The sequence below is a fragment of the Spirosoma daeguense genome (genome assembly GCF_054776875.1).
Genome location: NZ_BAAHBF010000010.1, coordinates 127,138 through 145,409 on the forward strand (window position 1 = coordinate 127,138; position 18,272 = coordinate 145,409).

General features: G+C 46.6%; 17 protein-coding genes. 14 read left to right on the forward strand and 3 right to left on the reverse strand.

Going from position 1 to position 18,272, the window contains the following annotated elements; translation table 11 throughout:
• Window positions 1-3: 3 nt before the first annotated feature.
• Entirely contained in the window at window positions 4-1,386 is a 1,383-nt protein-coding gene (locus tag ACYVD4_RS28105; protein WP_460951308.1) for a cytochrome ubiquinol oxidase subunit I, read from the reverse strand.
• A gap of 199 nt (window positions 1,387-1,585) precedes the next feature.
• On the opposite strand from ACYVD4_RS28105, the gene ACYVD4_RS28110 reads away from it, so the two are divergent.
• The gene (locus ACYVD4_RS28110; protein ID WP_460951310.1) at window positions 1,586-1,936 is read left to right on the forward strand and encodes a winged helix-turn-helix domain-containing protein; all 351 of its coding nucleotides are present in this window, start codon (window positions 1,586-1,588) and stop codon (window positions 1,934-1,936) included.
• Between the two features lie 64 nt (window positions 1,937-2,000).
• Here ACYVD4_RS28110 and ACYVD4_RS28115 read toward each other — a convergent pair whose 3' ends face one another.
• Complete coding sequence (locus ACYVD4_RS28115) at window positions 2,001-3,197, reverse strand: rhomboid family intramembrane serine protease (protein WP_460951312.1); 1,197 nt, start codon at window positions 3,195-3,197, stop codon at window positions 2,001-2,003.
• 178 nt (window positions 3,198-3,375) lie between these two features.
• On the opposite strand from ACYVD4_RS28115, the gene ACYVD4_RS28120 reads away from it, so the two are divergent.
• The 8 genes from ACYVD4_RS28120 to ACYVD4_RS28155 all read left to right on the forward strand — a co-directional run bounded on the left by ACYVD4_RS28120 (window position 3,376) and on the right by ACYVD4_RS28155 (window position 11,721).
• Entirely contained in the window at window positions 3,376-5,097 is a 1,722-nt protein-coding gene (locus ACYVD4_RS28120) for a PA14 domain-containing protein (RefSeq protein ID WP_460951314.1), read from the forward strand.
• A 63-nt stretch (window positions 5,098-5,160) separates the two neighbouring features.
• A complete protein-coding gene (locus tag ACYVD4_RS28125; RefSeq protein ID WP_460951316.1) occupies window positions 5,161-5,502 on the forward strand; it encodes a tRNA-binding protein in 342 nt (113 codons plus the stop codon).
• A gap of 34 nt (window positions 5,503-5,536) precedes the next feature.
• Window positions 5,537-7,570, forward strand: coding sequence for a plastocyanin/azurin family copper-binding protein (locus ACYVD4_RS28130; RefSeq protein ID WP_460951318.1), 2,034 nt, complete (start codon window positions 5,537-5,539; stop codon window positions 7,568-7,570).
• 119 nt (window positions 7,571-7,689) lie between these two features.
• Window positions 7,690-8,220, forward strand: coding sequence for a hypothetical protein (locus ACYVD4_RS28135; protein ID WP_460951319.1), 531 nt, complete (start codon window positions 7,690-7,692; stop codon window positions 8,218-8,220).
• A gap of 80 nt (window positions 8,221-8,300) precedes the next feature.
• On the forward strand, window positions 8,301-9,689 hold the full coding sequence (locus ACYVD4_RS28140; RefSeq protein ID WP_460951320.1) for a M28 family metallopeptidase: 1,389 nt from the start codon (window positions 8,301-8,303) through the stop codon (window positions 9,687-9,689).
• Window positions 9,690-9,760: 71 nt separating this feature from the next.
• Entirely contained in the window at window positions 9,761-9,994 is a 234-nt protein-coding gene (locus ACYVD4_RS28145) for a hypothetical protein (protein ID WP_460951321.1), read from the forward strand.
• Entirely contained in the window at window positions 9,991-10,401 is a 411-nt protein-coding gene (locus tag ACYVD4_RS28150; RefSeq protein WP_460951322.1) for a putative toxin-antitoxin system toxin component, PIN family, read from the forward strand. The genes ACYVD4_RS28145 and ACYVD4_RS28150 overlap by 4 nt, the downstream gene beginning before the upstream one ends.
• Window positions 10,402-10,446: 45 nt before the next feature.
• Window positions 10,447-11,721, forward strand: coding sequence for an aminotransferase class V-fold PLP-dependent enzyme (locus ACYVD4_RS28155; protein WP_460951324.1), 1,275 nt, complete (start codon window positions 10,447-10,449; stop codon window positions 11,719-11,721).
• Window positions 11,722-11,723: 2 nt separating this feature from the next.
• Here ACYVD4_RS28155 and ACYVD4_RS28160 read toward each other — a convergent pair whose 3' ends face one another.
• The gene (locus ACYVD4_RS28160; RefSeq protein WP_460951325.1) at window positions 11,724-12,557 is read right to left on the reverse strand and encodes a hypothetical protein; all 834 of its coding nucleotides are present in this window, start codon (window positions 12,555-12,557) and stop codon (window positions 11,724-11,726) included.
• A gap of 316 nt (window positions 12,558-12,873) precedes the next feature.
• Here ACYVD4_RS28160 and ACYVD4_RS28165 point away from each other — a divergent pair, with 316 nt between their 5' ends.
• The 5 genes from ACYVD4_RS28165 to ACYVD4_RS28185 all read left to right on the forward strand — a co-directional run bounded on the left by ACYVD4_RS28165 (window position 12,874) and on the right by ACYVD4_RS28185 (window position 18,251).
• Window positions 12,874-13,329: a hypothetical protein gene (locus tag ACYVD4_RS28165; RefSeq protein WP_460951327.1), complete on the forward strand. Its 456-nt coding sequence runs from the start codon at window positions 12,874-12,876 to the stop codon at window positions 13,327-13,329.
• A 372-nt stretch (window positions 13,330-13,701) separates the two neighbouring features.
• The gene (locus tag ACYVD4_RS28170; protein WP_460951329.1) at window positions 13,702-14,874 is read left to right on the forward strand and encodes a pyridoxal phosphate-dependent aminotransferase; all 1,173 of its coding nucleotides are present in this window, start codon (window positions 13,702-13,704) and stop codon (window positions 14,872-14,874) included.
• 87 nt (window positions 14,875-14,961) lie between these two features.
• Window positions 14,962-16,533 carry a flavin monoamine oxidase family protein gene (locus tag ACYVD4_RS28175; RefSeq protein ID WP_460951330.1) on the forward strand — a complete coding sequence of 524 codons (1,572 nt, stop codon included), beginning with the start codon at window positions 14,962-14,964 and terminating at the stop codon, window positions 16,531-16,533.
• Between the two features lie 87 nt (window positions 16,534-16,620).
• Window positions 16,621-17,631: a Hint domain-containing protein gene (locus ACYVD4_RS28180; protein ID WP_460951331.1), complete on the forward strand. Its 1,011-nt coding sequence runs from the start codon at window positions 16,621-16,623 to the stop codon at window positions 17,629-17,631.
• Between the two features lie 110 nt (window positions 17,632-17,741).
• The gene (locus ACYVD4_RS28185) at window positions 17,742-18,251 is read left to right on the forward strand and encodes a gamma carbonic anhydrase family protein (RefSeq protein ID WP_460951332.1); all 510 of its coding nucleotides are present in this window, start codon (window positions 17,742-17,744) and stop codon (window positions 18,249-18,251) included.
• Window positions 18,252-18,272 lie beyond the last annotated feature (21 nt).

The following is an 18,272-nucleotide window of genomic DNA, read 5'->3' on the forward strand; positions in this document are numbered from 1 at the left end:
CTTTCACTCATTTAAAATTGGATTAAACGATGGGTTCATGCGCGACGACGTTTCGCCATCTGACGCTACGTCTGGACCATGCTGAATTTTCTTATTGAGCAGGTAGAGAAACAGACCGAGGAGCATCACATACACCAGCGTAAACAAGATGAGCGATGCCAGTACATGTTCGGCCTTAACGGCTTGCGAAAGCGCGTCGGAGGTACGTAGCAGCCCATAAACCACCCACGGTTGTCGGCCAACTTCGGCCGTGTACCAGCCAACCTGATTGGCAATTTGGGGCAACAATACCGCGTAAACGAAAACCACCATTAGCCAGCGCGTCTGGAACAGCTTTTTTTGATAGAGCAAATACAGGCTGAACAACGTCAGCGCGATCAACGTCATACCGATAGCCACCATCAGATGATACGTCTGAAAAACAAAATTGATGGCCGTCGGGCGGTTTTCGGGTTTTATGCTATTCAGGCCGGGAATGGGTTGGTTAATATCCTGATGCACCAGCAACGACAGTCCGCCCGGAATTTTTAGCCCCGTTGTTTTCTGATTCTTGGCATCAACCCAACCCATCAGATACATATCGGCAGGAGCTGATTTCTCAAAATGGCCTTCCATTGCCGCCAGTTTTGCGGGTTGGTATTTTGTCACTACCTCAGCCGATTTATGTCCGGTAAAAAGCTGGCCCAAAGCCGACACAGCCGCTACCCAGAGTGCAATTCGGAAGGCAGCCTGTGCGTGCACTACGTGTTTCTTTTTCAGAATATACCACGCACTGACACTCAATACCAGAAATGAACCCGCCAGAAAAGCGCCAATCAATACGTGTGAATACCGTTCAACCGATGATGGATTGAAGACCATTTCCCAGAAATCCGTTACGATGGCACGCGCTTTCATACCTTCGCCTTCGATACGGTAACCGCTGGGTGTTTGTTGCCAGGAGTTAGCCACCACAATCCAGAGAGCTGAGAATATAGAACCCAGCGCGACTAATACTGTAGCCATAAAATGCACTCTGGGACTTACGCGGTTCCAGCCGAACAGCAGAATACCAAGAAAAGCCGATTCCAGAGCAAAGGCAAAAATACCTTCGGCTGCCAGTGCCGAGCCAAAAATATCGCCAACGTAGCGAGAATACGTAGCCCAGTTAGTACCGAATTCAAATTCCATAACGATACCGGTAGCCACGCCAATTCCAAAAATGAGCGCGAAAATCCTAACCCAGAAACGGGTTAATTCCTCATAAACTTTGTCTTTGGTTTTAAGATACAGCCCTTCCATAATTACCAGACAAACGCCGAGACCAATGCTCAGGGGCGGGTAGATGTAATGGAAAGCAATTGTAAAAGCAAACTGAATGCGGGAGAGTAATTCGACATTGTCCATAGCCGTTACGATAGCAGGAACGGTCGCCGAGGTCGCAGACAGACAGTGCGAGAGAGGGCGAACAAGGCGAGAGATCTATCGGGTGCAAGGTACTATCAGAAGCCGAAACAAGCCAATAATTGCCCGGATAAACTCTATCGTCTTATCCAATGAATGTATTAGTATGTACTTTAGCCGCTCTATCTAAACCCTATCAGCGATGAATCAGCTACGTATCAATGGCCGAATCTGGCTCGAAACTACTTCGCCCGACGCAACAGAACGGTTTATGGGTATTGGCCGACTTGAGCTTCTGAGTCATATTCAACGTACCGGCTCGATCAACAAGGCAGCTAAGGCCATGCAGATGTCGTATAAGCGAGCCTGGGATCTGGTTCAATCCATGAATACACAGGCCGACGCGCCGTTAGTGTCGACACAAACCGGGGGTGAAAAAGGTGGTGGAGCGATTGTGACCGAAGAGGGCCAGAAATACCTGACTCATTTTCAGGGATTGCAGGAGCGGTTTCGGCAATTTCTGGCGAACGAACTGGCTAATCTTCCTCAATAAGCAAAGAAAGCTCTCGTAACCTGATAGATTACTCTATTCCTTATTCATTCTTGATTCTCTGCACTCATTTATCCTTTAGCTTATTTAAAACAGTCTGGATTTGCCGATTATAATTAGCAATCTGCTGATCATAGGCATGGGTAGTATCGGTCAGTGACTTTTTCAGCACTTTAAAACTGTTGAGCCGCAACGTAGCGTACTGACGTAGTAGCAGGTTACGTTGTCGCAACTTTTCGGGCAGTTCGAGTTTATCAGACTTGTTCAACAAGTCAATTGCCTGGCAACAGGCAACTATACCTTTCTTATCAATAGCATTAGCAATTTCGGCCGCAGGTGTATTGGAGGGTAATCGAAGCGCATCCATCGCCTGTTTTTCGAGCTGCCCAAACTGATTCATCATTCGATCATACTCAGCCGCTACGTTCGAGGTATTTGTATAAACGAACGCCGACATCAGCAAAACAACAACTGGCGGAATCAGTAAATACACTGAATTTCGGTTAGTTAAATAACCCTGCCGAAGAACAGCCCAGTAAAATACGTATCCAAACAACAATCCAGCCAGCAATCCGCCAATATGTGCCGCATTATCAATTCCCGACTGAAGACCAATCATCAGGTTGAATCCAACAAAAATCAGGATACTTCTCAACAAACCACGTCGGGTTTCGGCATCGAGCCAGTTGGTAGTTAGTAACGCCAAGAACACGCCATATAAGCCAAAAATAGCACCTGATGCTCCTGCACCCAGAACCACATCATGCCACCAGAGACTAACAACACTACCCGACAATCCGGTGGTCAGATAAGCAATCGTAAACTGGCGGGTTCCCAATAAAGGCTCAAGTACAGGGCCAATCTGCATCAACGCATACATATTGAACAGCAGATGGAGTATACCAATATGCAGAAAGCAACTACTCAGTAGTCGCCAAGGCTCACCGTCGAGGGTCAACGGAGAATAATTGGCGCCCCAGCGAATAAGATCCTGTGATTCTGGTTGCAGAACATTCACCCCTGTCAACGCCATCAGAATAAAGATGCCAACATTCAGCCAGATGAGCACAGGCGTTACTACGTATCCGTCGGCGGGTTTAAGGAACTCAAGTGCATTTGTTCGCTCGGGCCCAGACGAAGCCGCTTCGCTACGTTGCTCAGACTGATTATCTGGCTCGGCTGTGTACTCAGGCTCAGACGATGGATTTGTCTGCCTTTTCGGTGTATTTGCTGAATGATCAAATTCTTCTGATTCTGTACTCATAAATAGCTGGTTTCTACGTAACGATCATACGTTTCGGGTTGTAATAATAACAATGCTGATTAGAAAAGTATTGCGAGCAAACGGTTTCGGACAAAAGTTTTAGAGGGTAAGGAGTAAACAGGAGACTTTACTTATTTTTGATGGATACAAAAGCAGAAGTCTCTGCTTTGTCTGCCGTATGAACAAAAATAAATCGTCAATTTTTCGACATGGCCCCGCCATTTTATCTGCCTGGCTGCTGTCGCTCAACCTGTATGCCCAGAGTGATTTGCCAGCCGTACCACTTACGCAACTTACCCGCCCAACAGGCTGGGAATTAGCTGGCTCAATCTCGCCTACAGCTGATGCTACGTCGCTACGTCCCAAATCAGGAAACAGCCTCCTTGTTGGCTCAACAGAACCCCTCACGCTGGCTACACCAACCGACGACTTCCGTATGCATGTCGACGTGTTAATGACTGCCAATGCCGATGTCACGTTGACTTTACCAACGGGTCAGGCTATTCGGCTGGCGGGCTCGCAGGAATCGGCTCGTTTGCTTAAAGCACCCGGTTTATGGCAATCGGTAGATATATGGTATAAGGTAAATGCAGGAAAAGGGTCGTCTGTTCTCGAGAAATTTGCCATAAACGGCATCACCGTTCGGGAAAGTCAGATACTGACTAATAACAAAAAGGGACCGCTGATGCTGTCAACCAAATCGGGTTCAGTAGCGATACGCAATCTGGGCTTTCGAACCATGTCGCCCCGCAACGTAGCGAAGTGGACAGCTCCCTTAAATTACACGATTGTAGAAGGCGGCTATATTCTCGACCCGAAGTATGCGGCCCAGAAAAAAGTATTAAAACAGGATACGGTCGGTACGCTTAACTATGAGGTCTCGTATGGTCAGCCACGTCAGTATTCTATCTTTTTCACAGGAAAGCTTAACATTTTCGAGGCTGGTACGTATCAACTCGAACTAAATCAGGGTGGAGCTGGAGCGTTGTGGGTCGATGGCAAAGAGTTGATTCCGGTCAATCACCTCGAGCTGGGTCAGCCCGCCACAGGAACCACTACGTTGTCGGCCGGATCGCACGATATCCGGGTTTATTTTTCCCGGTCTTGGTTTCGGCCGGGTTTAGGGTTATTTATTTCTTTGGCCGATACGCGCCCGCAGCCGCTTCATGCGCCAGCTTCACTACCCGAGCCTGATGCCGTGGCATTGGTCAGTGTGAATCCCGATTATAGCAGTCCACAGGACAAAATCCAGCGAATTCGTTCGTTTGTGCAGTTGCCTGGCGAAAAAACAAAACGCACGCATAGTCTATCCGTCGGCGCACCAACGGGTATACATTACACGCTCGATTTGAATCAGATGGCGCTACTTCAAGTCTGGAAAGGTGATTTTGCCAACGTAACCGAAATGTGGTATGAACGTGGTGAACCACAATTGCTTAGCCCACTGGGAACATTGGTTCGTACATCACCACAAACGCCGTTGATGGTTCTTCAGAACGAGGCAGCCGCCTGGCCTGACAGCGTTGACGAAAATACGTTACGTTACGTTGGTATGACCGTTGACAAACAGGGTCAGCCCACTACTCAGTATAAATTAGCCGGGCTGACGGTTACTGACGCCATTCAAACCAGCCAAGACGCTACGTCCGGAAATGCGCTCGTGCGTACGCTAACGCTCAATGGATCAACCAACGGAACGCCTTATTGTCGAGTAGCCGCTGCTACGTCGGTCGAGGAAGTGGCGAAAGGATTATACGCCATCAACGACCGTAGCTATTACGTCCGTATCGAGCCGAAAGCGAAGGCTAAAATCCGTCAGAGTAACACTAAGCAGGAGTTGCTATTGCCTGTAGACCTGAAAAATGGGGCTGCTTCCGTACAGTACTCGATTATTTTCTAATTCATCCACAGCTATGTTGTTGGATCAACATATTGGTCAACCCAATAACGTAGCAAGCGTACCATGACAACTGATTCTATCTCTTGGGCCGATTTTGAAAAGGTGGAAATTCGGACGGCTACGGTCATCGCGGTTGAGGATTTTCCGCAAGCACGAAAACCGGCCTATAAACTAACCCTCGATTTTGGTGAACTGGGCTTGAAACGCACATCGGCACAATTAACCAAACTGTATAGTGCCAGCGAACTGGTGGGCAAACAGGTTGTAGCCGTAGTCAACTTTCCGCCCAAACAGATTGCTACGTTCATGAGTGAATGTCTGGTCTTGGGCGCTGTTTCTGCTGATGGAACCGTTACGTTGCTTCAAACCGAACGCCAAACAGCAAACGGTTTGCGTATCGCCTGATAATGAATTTATAATGAATAATGAAAAAAATAGAATGAAGAAGTTCACTTACTTCAATGCGTTCCTGTTCGCTCTTTCAACATCCGTTGCGGCACTCTTTTCCTCTGCCGCCTTTGCACAGCGCCCGGCAGGTGAAGATGATTATTACCGAATTCTTACACTCCCCATTCCCGAGGATATTAAATTGGAAGTAGGTGGACTGGCTCCCCTACCCGATGGCAGATTAGCCGCTTGCACTCGTCGCGGGGAGGTCTGGCTGATTAGCAACCCTTATATGCAGGGAAGCCGTATGCCGACGTACAAAAAATTTGCTTCTGGTTTGCATGAGCCGCTTGGCCTGATGTGGCACCCGAAAGGTTATTTTTTATGTACGCAACGGGGCGAAGTGACCAAGCTTGTCGATACTGATGGTGACGACGTAGCAGACGAATATAGCTCGTTTTACAAATGGCCGTTATCGGGAAACTACCACGAATACAGTTATGGCCCGGTTATGCTACCCGATGGCGATATGATTATCACGCTCAACCTCGACTGGATTGGCTACGGAGCCAGTCTGGCGAAATGGCGCGGCTGGATGCTGAAACTAAACGACAAAGGCGAAATGACGCCCTGGGCAACGGGTATGCGTTCGCCTGCCGGTTTTGGCGTGCTACGTGACGGCAGCATTTTCTACACCGAAAATCAGGGTGACTGGGTTGGTTCAGGCCGGATGACACACGTAGCGAAAGGCGATTTCGTAGGTAACCCAGCCGGTTTGCGCTGGACCAGCGAGCCGGGTTCGCCACTGAGTTTGAAACCCGAAGACGTACCGAGCACTGGCAAACCGATGTTTGAGGTTGCCAAAACGGTGAAGAACCTGAAAGTTCCGGCAATCTGGTTCCCGCACACATTGATGGGCATTTCTACATCTGATTTTAAAGAAGATACGACTAACGGCGCGTTTGGACCTTTTTCCGGACAATTGTTCGTTGGCGATCAGGGACATAGTAAAATTATGCGGGTGGCCCTCGAAAAAGTAAATGGTGAGTGGCAGGGAGCGTGTTTCCCATTCCGTGAAGGTTTTCAATCGGGTATTATACGTACCGTTTGGGGGCAGGATGGTTCTATGTTCGTGGGTATGACAAGTCGCGGCTGGGCTGCTACCGGTAAAGATTCATACGGTGTTCAACGGCTGGTGTGGACCGGTAAAACGCCATTCGAGATGAAAACCATTACGTCGAAACCCGACGGATTTGAAGTTACGTTTACCCTGCCTGTTGATCGCAAGACCGCCGAAAACCCCGAAAGCTACAGCCTTAATAGTTTTACGTATCGGTATCACAAAACCTACGGAAGTCCCATTGAAGATGCGCGCCCCGTACCCATTCGGGGAATTGTGGTGGCTGCTGATGGACTAAGCGCTCGCATCGTGGCCGATACCGTGTTACGTGAAGGTTTCATTCATGAAATCAAAGCCGAAGGCGTTCGGTCGGCGTCGAATATGCCATTGCTGCACTCGGTTAGCTATTATACGCTGAATGCCATTGCACCTGGCGAAAAACTAACTCTTCCGGCACGAGTTATAGCTGCGGCTAAACACGACCATACCGACATGATGGCTGCGGAGAAAAAAGAAGCCGTCACAACGGCGAAAAACGTAAAATCGGTAAACGCCAAACGTGTTGTAACGATGCCAGCCGACTGGGCAAACGGCCCAGATCAGACTATTACCATTGGCACCAAGCCCGGTCTGAAATTCGATGTTGAGAAATGGGAAATAAAAGCAGGCAGTCGTATTAAGCTCGTTTTCAATAACAACGACGATATGCTGCATAACTGCGTGATCACAAAACCAGCTACGGCTAATGCTGTCGGCGATGCGGCTCTGAAATTAAACCTGAATGGCCCGAAGATGAACTACGTACCGGCATCGCCAAACGTATTGTATCATACTAACATTCTTCAGCCCGAAACCTCCGAAAGTATTTATTTTACCGCACCCACTACACCCGGTGATTATCAGTTTGTCTGCACATTCCCCGGCCATTCGTCGCTGATGCAGGGAGTTCTTAAAGTGGTGAAATAACCGGGTTAACGTAGCGATTTAAAAAACATCCCACTTTTTTACAATGACGTTTCCAGATGGAGCGTCATTGTTTTTTTAGTTGCCATCTGCTAAATCGCATTGTTTTTCGTTCTATGCGTATGCGATACGTCTCAGGGTTTATTGTTTTCTTTCTGTTCTCCTCAACAGCCTATGCTCAACGCGAAGCTGACGATACGTCGCATTATAGAAGCATTCCCATTCCAGCCCATTTAATGCCTATTGAACGGGCTTATGGCTCTTCATCGCTAGGTAGTGTTTATTTCTACGGAGGCAAAAAACTCTCGTCTCCCTATTCGCTGGAAATTCCATTTTATGAGCTGAACGATGCCGAAGTCAATCATCGTTTTCAGACGTTCCGCACGTTAACTACCCTGAGTCGCCTGACGGCTTTGGTTCCGCTGGCGTATATTGTGTTAACTAGTTCTAAAAATAATGGAACGTATTGGACAGTATATGGCGGCTCTATTGTATCCTCACTCACGTTTTCGATTATTGGCAATAGTCAGGTCAATAAAGCTGTGACTCGCTATAACCAGTTGCTACGTCAGCCACGTGTAGGCTTATCCGTTAATCAGGTTCCGCTGACAGGGCAGGTTGCAACAGGTGCTGGTGTTGCCTGGTCGTTCTGAAATCAGTTAGCCAGATTTTGAGCGTGGACTATCGTCTGCGCTTTTTTGTTAGTTTCGTTTTTCAATCATCAACCAAACGTATGCCATCTAAAGCTTTACTTTCCTCTTTTCTCGTTTGCGTCTGTTTTTCTTCGTACGTAAACGCCCAGACAGTTAGTGTGAATCGTGATCCGCAGATTGCCGACCTTATAACTCAGATTTCGGCCGATAGTCTTCGCGCACATATCAACGGGCTAGTTAGTTTCGGCACCCGGCATACGTTAAGTGTACCAAATGATGCGACCGCATCTCCCACGAAAAAAGGACTTGGTGCGGCTCGTCAATGGATTTTAGGCAAATTCAATCAGTATGCGAAACAATCGAACGGGCGTTTAAGCGCTACGCTTGATACGTGGACGCTCCAACCCGACGGTCGACGTATTGATAAGCCCGCAAACATGGGTAACGTAATGGCGACGCTCAAAGGCACCGATCCTAACGATAACCGCATCTTCATCGTACAGGGCCATATGGATAGCCGCGTAACGAACGTAATGAACCGCGAATCGGATGCGCCCGGTGCTAATGACGATGGTTCGGGTACGGCGGCCGTTATTGAACTATGTCGGGTGATGAGTAAATCGTCATTTCCGGCCACGGTTATATTCGTTACGTTAACGGGAGAAGAACAAGGATTGCTTGGTGCTGAACATCTCTCCGAGCGAGCTGTAAAAGAGAAATGGAACGTAGAGGCCGTCCTGAACAACGATATTATGGGTAGCAACAACTCCAGTGATACACGTATCATCGACAATACCCGATTACGTGTATTCAGTGAAGGTTTACCCGCCAGTCTGTTGAAAGACACAACCGGACGTATCGCGCAAATTCAGCGATTTGGTAACGAAAACGACGGTAAAGCCCGCACGCTGGCCCGGTATCTGAAAGAAGTTGGCGAACGCTACGTCGAAAATCTGGACGTAGTGATGGTATATCGGAACGACCGGTATCTGCGTGGGGGCGACCATACACCCTACGTTCAACGCGGATTTGCAGCGGTACGCTTGACCGAGATGAACGAAAATTACGAGCACCAGCATCAGGACTTACGCACTGAAAACGGCATTGAATACGGCGACTACGCTAAGTTTATGGACTTCGAATACCTCCGTAAGAATACAGCTGTTAATCTGGCAACGCTGGCTAATCTGGCAAAATCGCCCTCAACTCCACAGAACGTAACAGTCGATGTCCGGAACCTGACCAACGCTACGGTATTGTACTGGCAAGCTCCGAAAACCGGCAATGTAAAAGGTTACTACGTATTGATGCGCGAAACGCACTGGCCGTTCTGGCAAAAGAAATTTTTCACCAACAAACTAGGCATGACGCTCCCGTTCTCGAAAGACAATTATTACTTTGCTGTACAGGCTGTTAGCAACGATGGTAACGAAAGTCTGCCCGTTTTGCCGGTACCGAATTTGCGTTAATTCGCAGAGGTTGTTTCTTGTCTCATCGCTCCATATTTGTTAGCTTTGACTAGTAAGCACGTAATACAATCATGGAAACGCTCACAATAGAAATAAAGACAGCCAAGGCCCGAAAACTTATCGATGATTTAATTGATTTGGGGATTATTTCTATCAAAACTGAGCCTCCTATTTGGGCAGATTTGTGGAATAAACTCGATGGTAGATTGCCGCAAACAGAGCCAGACATGAGTGATGACGAAATCATGGATGAAATCAAAGCATATAGAATCGAAAGACGAAATCAATCAAATAGCTCTATATGAGAATTGTGATTGATACCAATGATTTCATTAGTGCACTGATTGGAAAAAAGCATCGGGAGAAGTTAAAAAAGGTTTTAGAACGGGCAGATATTGAGTTATTTGCTGATCATAATTTACTAACTGAACTTTCGGATGTAGCCTATAGAGACAAGTTTCGTAAATATGTTACACCAGCCGAAATAGCTCTTTTTCTAGAAGTTGTTCGCGTTAGACTCACCATCATTGAGCCAACAACTGTAGTCGCTGATAGCCCTGACCCCGATGATAATTACCTGTTAGCGTTGGCAATTGATGCTCAAGCTGAATACCTCATTACAGGTAATAAAATCGATTTGCTTGATCTTAGTCCATATCGTGGGATCAAAATTACCCGCCTGCAAAGTTTTTTAGATAATCTAGGTTCCTGATGTAAGTCAGTGATCCAGTAACCGACGAACCTAACTTCTCCTGCTATGTCTCTTTTATCGAAACGGCAATTTCTTAAAAGTATGGTCGGGGCAACAACGCTCCCCGTCATGAAGTGGCCTGATTTAGATGAACTGGTTGCTCAGGTTTCACACGTACCAGCCGAGAAATTGGCACAGCAGGAAGAGTTTTGGGCTACCATTCGCGCAGCTTACCCGATCACGAACGATTTTATCCAACTCGAAAATGGCTATTATTCGCTGGCGGCCCAGCCGGTTATGGATAGCTATCTGAAGCATATTCAGAAGATTAACAGCGTATCGTCGTACTATATGCGTACTCGCCAGTTCAACGACAAACTGGAATCTCAGGCGCAACTGGCCCGGCTGCTTGGCTGCTCGCCCGACGAGCTAATTATTACCCGAAACACCACCGAATCGCTGGATACCGTTATTGCTGGCCTGAACTGGAAACCGGGCGACGAAGCGATAATGGCCGAGCAGGATTACGGAGCCATGCTCGATATGTTTCGGCTTCAGGCTCGGCGGCATGGTATTGTCAACAAGATGATTTCTATTCCTAACCATCCCAAATCCCATGCCGAACTAGTGAGTTTGTATGAAAAAGCCATTACGTCGAAAACCCGGTTGCTGATGGTTTGCCACATGGTCAATATCACGGGACAGATTATGCCCATCCGCCAGATTACGGAAATGGCCCATAAACATAACGTAGGGGTTATGGTCGATGGCGCACACGCGTTTGGGCAACTGGCTTTTACTATAGCTGATTTAGGCGGCTGCGACTATTACGCCAGTAGCTTACACAAATGGCTTGGCGTGCCCTTAGGGGCGGGGATTCTGTACGTGCGTAAGGATAAGATTCCAGCACTTTGGCCGATGTTTGGCGACAGTAACTTTTCAGACGATAACATTCGGAAGCTCAATCATACCGGAACGCATCCCGTTGCTACCGATTTGGCTATTCAGGATGCCATTCGATTTCACGAACGTATCGGTATTGAACGGAAGCAGTCTCGTTTGCGCTATTTACAACGTTACTGGACCGATCAGATTCGGAAGCATCCCAATATTATTCTCAATACGCCCGACGACCCAAACCGTTCCTGTGCCATTGCTAACGTAGGAATAGCCAAATTAAAGCCAGCCGATTTATCGAAAGCCTTGTTCGATACGTATAAGATTTTTACCGTAGCTATCGACAGCCCAACCGTGAAGGGTATCCGCGTTACGCCCCATATTTATACCAAAACAAACGAGCTAGATACGTTCGTAAAAGCATTGAAGGAACTGGCGGGGTAAGTTCATTTAGAACACGTGTAAGTATAATCGTTTACAATAACGATAAGGCCACCATATATATAAGCAGACTCTCCATCTTTTCCGTGGTAAACACGTCTCAGTACATTCCCTTTTCTATCGAGTTTGTGGGTAAAATTTCCTGTATACACATTAGGAATAATAGACGCACCAAACTGATTGTCAATTGTAGTTTGTACGAGCAAATAACGAGATTCCTTTCCATAAAAAGTAGGTAGTGTCGGAATACCCGGCCTAGTATAGTCGAACTTGTTTCGGATAATATGAGTCGGCGTCGCTGGACTATCTGAGAATGATGTTTCTATCAGATTTCCATTCTGCACCTTATAGTTTATGTTTGTTCCACCTACCGACTCAAGACAGGTCAGATAACCGTTTTTGTCGTAAGTAGCTTTTCTGGTGCCAAATTGTACTTCAGCATACCCTTGGCTATTTAAGGGTATTTTTTCAATACTAACAGGCTTAGAAAGAGCAGTTAAGTTTATCCTTTTTATAGTTACATTCTTCGAATCATAGTGGTAGTATGCCGAATCTGCTTTGTCAGGATAAATAGTATACTCAATCGAAATACGCCCCTGCTCATCATACGCATAAACACTTTTTTGGGTAGTACTTACCTGAAATGATTCTCTATCTATAACGATGGTTTCTGGTTCAAGCTGAGAGAACTGTCTCGTACTTACCAATTTTTTAATTGTTTGGGTAGCAATAAGGCAACCATTTTCTGGCGCAACTTCCTGCGCTTGCTTCTGCGCGCAACTTGTAAATTCTGTAGCTATGCCAATCAATGCTAAACAGTATATAAATACAGAGTTCATAGACGTTCGACTATATATCAGATGGCTATTTTAATATCAGATGGCTATTTTATAAAACTCTCCAATTGCCTTACTGCAAATTTATAGATATTTTATTCAAAAATAGTTACAAATTTACAATATAAATATTTGATATAAGTTTACTTACATAACTATCATCTGAATCAAGCCGAAAACTAAATTTAGAAATAGTGATTCTGTTTGCATCAACTGCCGCTCCATCGGCGTAATATGTTTGGTGAACTATTCGTTTTTTTCGTAGTTTACGCTCGTAGTTCTTTTTCAAACCCCGAATTGACTAAAAATTCAACTGCTTATGAAGCGTTATGTGTATGTACTCTGTTTATTAGTCTCTTTTTGGGGACTTACATCTTGTAATAAAACCACCGATGTGGCACCTGTTTCGCCTATAGTGGGGCGATGGGAGCTAAGCAGAGGGTTATTGAGCGGGTTTCCGGCTGCCACTAATTTTAATGGAGCAGCTATCGACTTGTATTATTTTGAATCAATTGGTTCAACCATCGACATTTACTCGGACAATACCTTTAACACTACGTTTAAAAACGTTACGGTCGATGATGCAAGCGGTACATGGACATACGACAATAACAACCTGACGTTGAAGTATGACGCAGGCGATGAAGAGAAATATACCTACACTAAGAATAAAAACATCGAAGAATTAGCACTAACTCCTACTGTCAGCTATACGTTGCCGACATCTTCAAGTACAACTGCTGCCGGGCAGGTCCAACTGATTTACAGAAAATAATATTGCTCTGCTACGTAGCATTCACTTCATTTTTAGAAATGCTACGTAGTAACAAACTGAGAAAGAGGATCAGCGCCCAGCGTTGATCCTCTTTTATTTTATGATCTTTTTTACATTAATATAGCCGTTCACTAAAATCCACAGCAGCATAGATTAGCAATAAAACACTACTATTTCTTCGGTAAATTTAATATATTGTTCCTATATATTTGGCATAACAAATCAATATCAAAATATTTAACAAGCACTTTTCAGTGCATAAATCTTTATTTATTGGCATTAATTTGTACTTTCACAAAACCCTATCTACTAGGGAGTTGTATTTTGACTTACTTTTATTTTATCCTCGATTAATACAAAAAACTATAGATCATGTCATCACAACTAACACGTCGGGACTGGCTTCGTGCCAGTGGCTTATTAACGGCTGGTTTGAGCTTTAGTCGGTTCGCATCGGCCGAAGCGGCTCGTTCGGCAGCACCCTACGTATCGACCTTTACCAACGAATTCGCCTTTGCCGATGACCCGTTTGCCAAAATGCCTAAACTTCGGGCACGTTTGTTGGCAAACGAAAACCCACTTGGGATTTCACAAAATGCCAAAGACGCGCTCATTAAAGCTGCGGAATTAGGCAACCGCTACGCTTGGATGGAGTTCGGCCAACTTAAAGGCTTAATTGCCACCGACGAAGGCGTAAAAGCCGAAAATATCATGATGTCGCCCGGCTCGTCGGACGTATTGATGGCGGCTGCCGATTATTTTGCCAAAGGGGGCGGCACGATTCTGACCAGCGCAATGACCTACGACGATCTGCTCCAGCGAGCCGAAAAGTTTGGGGCCAAAATTAAAGCGTTGCCTATGACGAAGGACTTCAAATTTGACCTCCCGGCTATCAAAGCTGCCATTACGCCTGAGGTAAAAATGATCTATATCGTCAATCCGAATAACCCAACGGGCACAATTGTACCCACGGCCGAGCTGGAAACATTCTGTCGGGAAGTCGCTCCTAAAGTCCCGGTATTTATTGACGAAGCGTATATCGATTTTTTCGAACCAGCCGACCGGCCAAAACTGGGCAAACTGGTTAGCGAAGGCATGAACATAATACTGGCCCGCACGTTCTCAAAAATTCACGGATTTGCCGGGTTACGTCTTGGCTACGCAATTGCGCAGCCGAATATGCTCAAAACGCTACGTGCCTATACCAACGGCGAATTTGCGGTGAGTATCACTACGTTAATGGCCGGTATTGCCAGTTATCAGGATAAAGCATGGCAGAACCACTGCCGCGCCGAAAATGCGAAGGCACGTACCTACACCACCAAAGCACTCACCGACATGGGTTACGAGGTGATTCCGTCATCAGCAAATTTTATCCTATTCCCAATCCGTATGAAAACCTCGTCGTTCAGCAATCAGATGTTCGGACAAGGTATTGGTATTCAAACTCGTGATTTCAACGGCCAACCCTATTGCCGGGTCAGCGTTGGCACGATGGACGAGATGGCCATTTTCGTAGAAGGATTTAAAAAAGTTGTAGGATAAACAAGTCGATACGTAGCGAATCAATAGCTGCTCAGTCGCTGTGAACGTAGCGTTTTGCTTCGCTACGTATCGACTATTCACGATTATATGACAAGACGCGACTTCATCAACAGTACGAGTGCCAGTTACGCCAGCTTGCTGGCTTGGGGAATGCTTCATCCGGCTCCGGCGTCTGCATTTGACTTACCCGCCAATGGGCAGCGTAACGACGGCAAGGGGAGAAAAGTAATTATTTTAGGAGCTGGCCTAGCGGGCATGACAGCGGCTTACGAACTCGGCAAGCTTGGTTACGACTGCACCGTAGTAGAAGCTCGTTCACGTTCGGGCGGACGTGTCTGGACAATTCGGGGTGGTACGAACGAAACCGAGATTGGCGGAGCACAACAAACCTGCTCGTTTGCCAATGGCCATTATTTCAATGGTGGAGCGGCCCGGATTCCGCACCATCACCAGCTAACGCTTCAGTATTGCAAGGAGTTAGGCGTTCCGTTACAGATTTTTAATGGTGCCAACGAATCGGCTTATCTTTATAACGAAGGCGGCACGGGCGAACTGGCTAACCGCCGGATGCGTATCAGTGATTATCATAACGATATGCGCGGCTATACGGCGGAACTTCTATCAAAAGCACTCGATCAGTCGGCCCTGGATCAGCAATTAACGAAAGAAGACGTAGAGAAGCTGGTCGACTTTCTAAAAAATGAAGGCGATTTAAATACAACGCATCTGTATAAAGGCACAAATCGACGCGGCTACAAAGCGAAAAGTGATCCCGGTGCGGGCAATGCGCCCGGTACAATCACTGACCCTTATGGCCTGACCGATTTGCTACGTTCAGGGTTCATGCAACCTGTTTTTTACAACGTAGGCGATTACGCTTATGAACAACAGGCTACGTTGCTGCAACCTATTGGCGGGATGGATATGATTCCGAAGGCGTTGGAGAAAAAACTGGCGGGTAAAATCATATTCAACGCGCCGGTTAAAGAGCTTCGCAAAACGGATAATGGGGTTCGGGTTGTGTATCAGAAAGATGGGAAACCAGTGGAGCTAACGGGTGAGTTCTGCGTATGTACACTTCCGTTACCACTGTTAAAAAATCTGGAATCAGATTTATCGGGTACCATCAAACGGGCGGCTGATTTTGTTCCATACATGAAAACAGGGAAAATCGGACTACAATTTAAGCGTCGCTTCTGGGAAGACGACGACGGAATTTATGGCGGAATCACCCGAACTAACATGGATATCAATCAGATATGGTATCCCTCGTTTGGTTTGCAGGAACAGAAAGGCGTGCTGATTGGCTATTATAATTTTTATAGCCGGGCCGAAGCCGTTGGTACGTTATCAATTGCTGAACGCGAAAAAATGGCGCTTGCTCAGGGCAGCAAAATTCATCCGCAGTATCCAAGTGAATTTGAAAATTCGTTTTCACTGGCTTGGCATCGAATCCCATACAGCGAAGGTGGTTGGGCTAATTATGACGATGCAACACGCCGAAAATACTACCCCGCGCTACTTGAACCCGACGGGAATATTTATTTCGCTGGGGAACATACTACGTATCTGACGGCTTGGATGGCGGGAGCTTTTACCTCCGCTCGCCGAACCGTTGAAGCGATTCACGCCCGCGTTGGCGAATACACAAAAAAATAACGGCGGCAACAGGCTCCGGCTGTTGCCATAAACGCTTATCTCAATTGGACTTAGATGCAATAGCCGAAGCCTGTTGCCGCCAGAATCATGAAAAACAACCTGCTATCGCTCTTCTTTTTTCTAACCTGCGCTGTTACAACGCAGTTGCTCAGCCAGCGCGTCTGGGCGCAAACCGCTTCAGCCAGCGCATCCACGCCGGGCATGACGTTGGAGCAGTTAACCGCTATTAAAGCCATCAAAATTGCGAATCTCGATAAAGACACGTACTTCAAATCGGGCGGCTTTATCTTGGATCGTTACGAAGAACGTCCAGCATATGTCTTTACATATAGCGACGGAATCACCCGCAAAATTTACCTATACAAAGTCTTTTCTGCCGAAGACACCAAAGAGTTAGGCTTGCTGGCAATTTATCAGAATGGCAAAACCAACGAAATAAAACCGTTTGTGATTCCTGGCGCATCGGGCGACCGAAAAGCATGGGATGCGTACATCGACGATTTGAAATACGTTGGCGAAAAAGAACCGGGCCTTATGTCAGCGCTTACGTTCGTGCTTTCCCGCGAAATGGCTGGCCTTTTATCGGGCGGAGGTGCCAAATCGGATGAAGGCGGTTCGAAGAAAAAAGAAGAGTACAATTTCTGCTTTGCGGCTAATGCACCGGTTTCGATACCAGATGGTTCAGCAAAAGCGATCAGCGAGGTAAAGGTTGGCGACGTAGTACAGGGTTACGATGTAAAAACGAAAACACTCGTTCCGACCCGCGTAACGCGCGTAGATACACACGAAGGCGATTTTGCGTTAGTAGGCGTGTCGCTTACACCAACCAACGAACTTACCGCAGATACACGTAACGTTCCTGTTACGCTAACTTTACTGGAAGCAACAGCCAATCATCCAGTGTTAACAGAAACAGGCCAGAAACCGCTGGGAAACGTAGCAGTTGGCGAAAGTTTATACCGAATTGAGAATGGCAAGGCCGTTACGTATCGGGTGATACGTATTGAAAAAGCCAGTCGTTCGGCGGAAACTGTTTATAATCTTGTAACCGAATCAGGGGCTTATCTGGTCAACGAAACCATCGTGCTAGACAAGTAATTCTGGATTTTATAACGTAACGCGGCCTACTTATCCACATGGTACTCATTGAGAGTGTGGACAAGTAGGCCGCGTTACGTATTTTTGCCGCAAACGACTTCTGTTCAGGCATGACACTTATTAAACCCGTTCACGGCATTCATCCACAATTCGGCGAAAACTGTTGGTATGCCGATAACGCAACCATTGTTGGGCAGGTCACAATGGGCCGCGATTGTACCGTTTGGTTCAATGCAGTTATTCGGGGCGATGTAAATACAATCACGATTGGCGATCGAACGAATATTCAGGACGGGGCGGTGATTCATTGTACGTATCAACGGCACAAAACTGTTATTGGCAACTCCGTTTCTATTGCGCATAATGCTGTGGTGCACGGCTGCACTGTGGAAGACAACGTATTGATCGGTATGGGCGCGATTGTGATGGATGGGGCTGTCATTGGGTCGGGTAGTATTATTGCAGCTGGCGCTATTGTTACCCAAAACACCATCGTACCACCGGGTTCTATATACGCTGGAAATCCAGCCAAGTTCCTAAAAGCGGTATCTCCCGAACAAGCTGAAATTTTTAGTCGGACGGCGAATAATTACGTTATGTATGCCGAGTGGTTTAAATAAACGCTCGCAACCACTACGTAG

Coding starts and splice junctions, on each gene's coding strand:
- ACYVD4_RS28105 (WP_460951308.1), bottom strand. CDS start 1,386: ATGGACAATGTCGAATTACTCTCCCGCATTCAGTTTGCTTTTACAATT.
- ACYVD4_RS28110 (WP_460951310.1), top strand. CDS start 1,586: ATGAATCAGCTACGTATCAATGGCCGAATCTGGCTCGAAACTACTTCG.
- ACYVD4_RS28115 (WP_460951312.1), bottom strand. CDS start 3,197: ATGAGTACAGAATCAGAAGAATTTGATCATTCAGCAAATACACCGAAA.
- ACYVD4_RS28120 (WP_460951314.1), top strand. CDS start 3,376: ATGAACAAAAATAAATCGTCAATTTTTCGACATGGCCCCGCCATTTTA.
- ACYVD4_RS28125 (WP_460951316.1), top strand. CDS start 5,161: ATGACAACTGATTCTATCTCTTGGGCCGATTTTGAAAAGGTGGAAATT.
- ACYVD4_RS28130 (WP_460951318.1), top strand. CDS start 5,537: ATGAAGAAGTTCACTTACTTCAATGCGTTCCTGTTCGCTCTTTCAACA.
- ACYVD4_RS28135 (WP_460951319.1), top strand. CDS start 7,690: ATGCGATACGTCTCAGGGTTTATTGTTTTCTTTCTGTTCTCCTCAACA.
- ACYVD4_RS28140 (WP_460951320.1), top strand. CDS start 8,301: ATGCCATCTAAAGCTTTACTTTCCTCTTTTCTCGTTTGCGTCTGTTTT.
- ACYVD4_RS28145 (WP_460951321.1), top strand. CDS start 9,761: ATGGAAACGCTCACAATAGAAATAAAGACAGCCAAGGCCCGAAAACTT.
- ACYVD4_RS28150 (WP_460951322.1), top strand. CDS start 9,991: ATGAGAATTGTGATTGATACCAATGATTTCATTAGTGCACTGATTGGA.
- ACYVD4_RS28155 (WP_460951324.1), top strand. CDS start 10,447: ATGTCTCTTTTATCGAAACGGCAATTTCTTAAAAGTATGGTCGGGGCA.
- ACYVD4_RS28160 (WP_460951325.1), bottom strand. CDS start 12,557: ATGAACTCTGTATTTATATACTGTTTAGCATTGATTGGCATAGCTACA.
- ACYVD4_RS28165 (WP_460951327.1), top strand. CDS start 12,874: ATGAAGCGTTATGTGTATGTACTCTGTTTATTAGTCTCTTTTTGGGGA.
- ACYVD4_RS28170 (WP_460951329.1), top strand. CDS start 13,702: ATGTCATCACAACTAACACGTCGGGACTGGCTTCGTGCCAGTGGCTTA.
- ACYVD4_RS28175 (WP_460951330.1), top strand. CDS start 14,962: ATGACAAGACGCGACTTCATCAACAGTACGAGTGCCAGTTACGCCAGC.
- ACYVD4_RS28180 (WP_460951331.1), top strand. CDS start 16,621: ATGAAAAACAACCTGCTATCGCTCTTCTTTTTTCTAACCTGCGCTGTT.
- ACYVD4_RS28185 (WP_460951332.1), top strand. CDS start 17,742: ATGACACTTATTAAACCCGTTCACGGCATTCATCCACAATTCGGCGAA.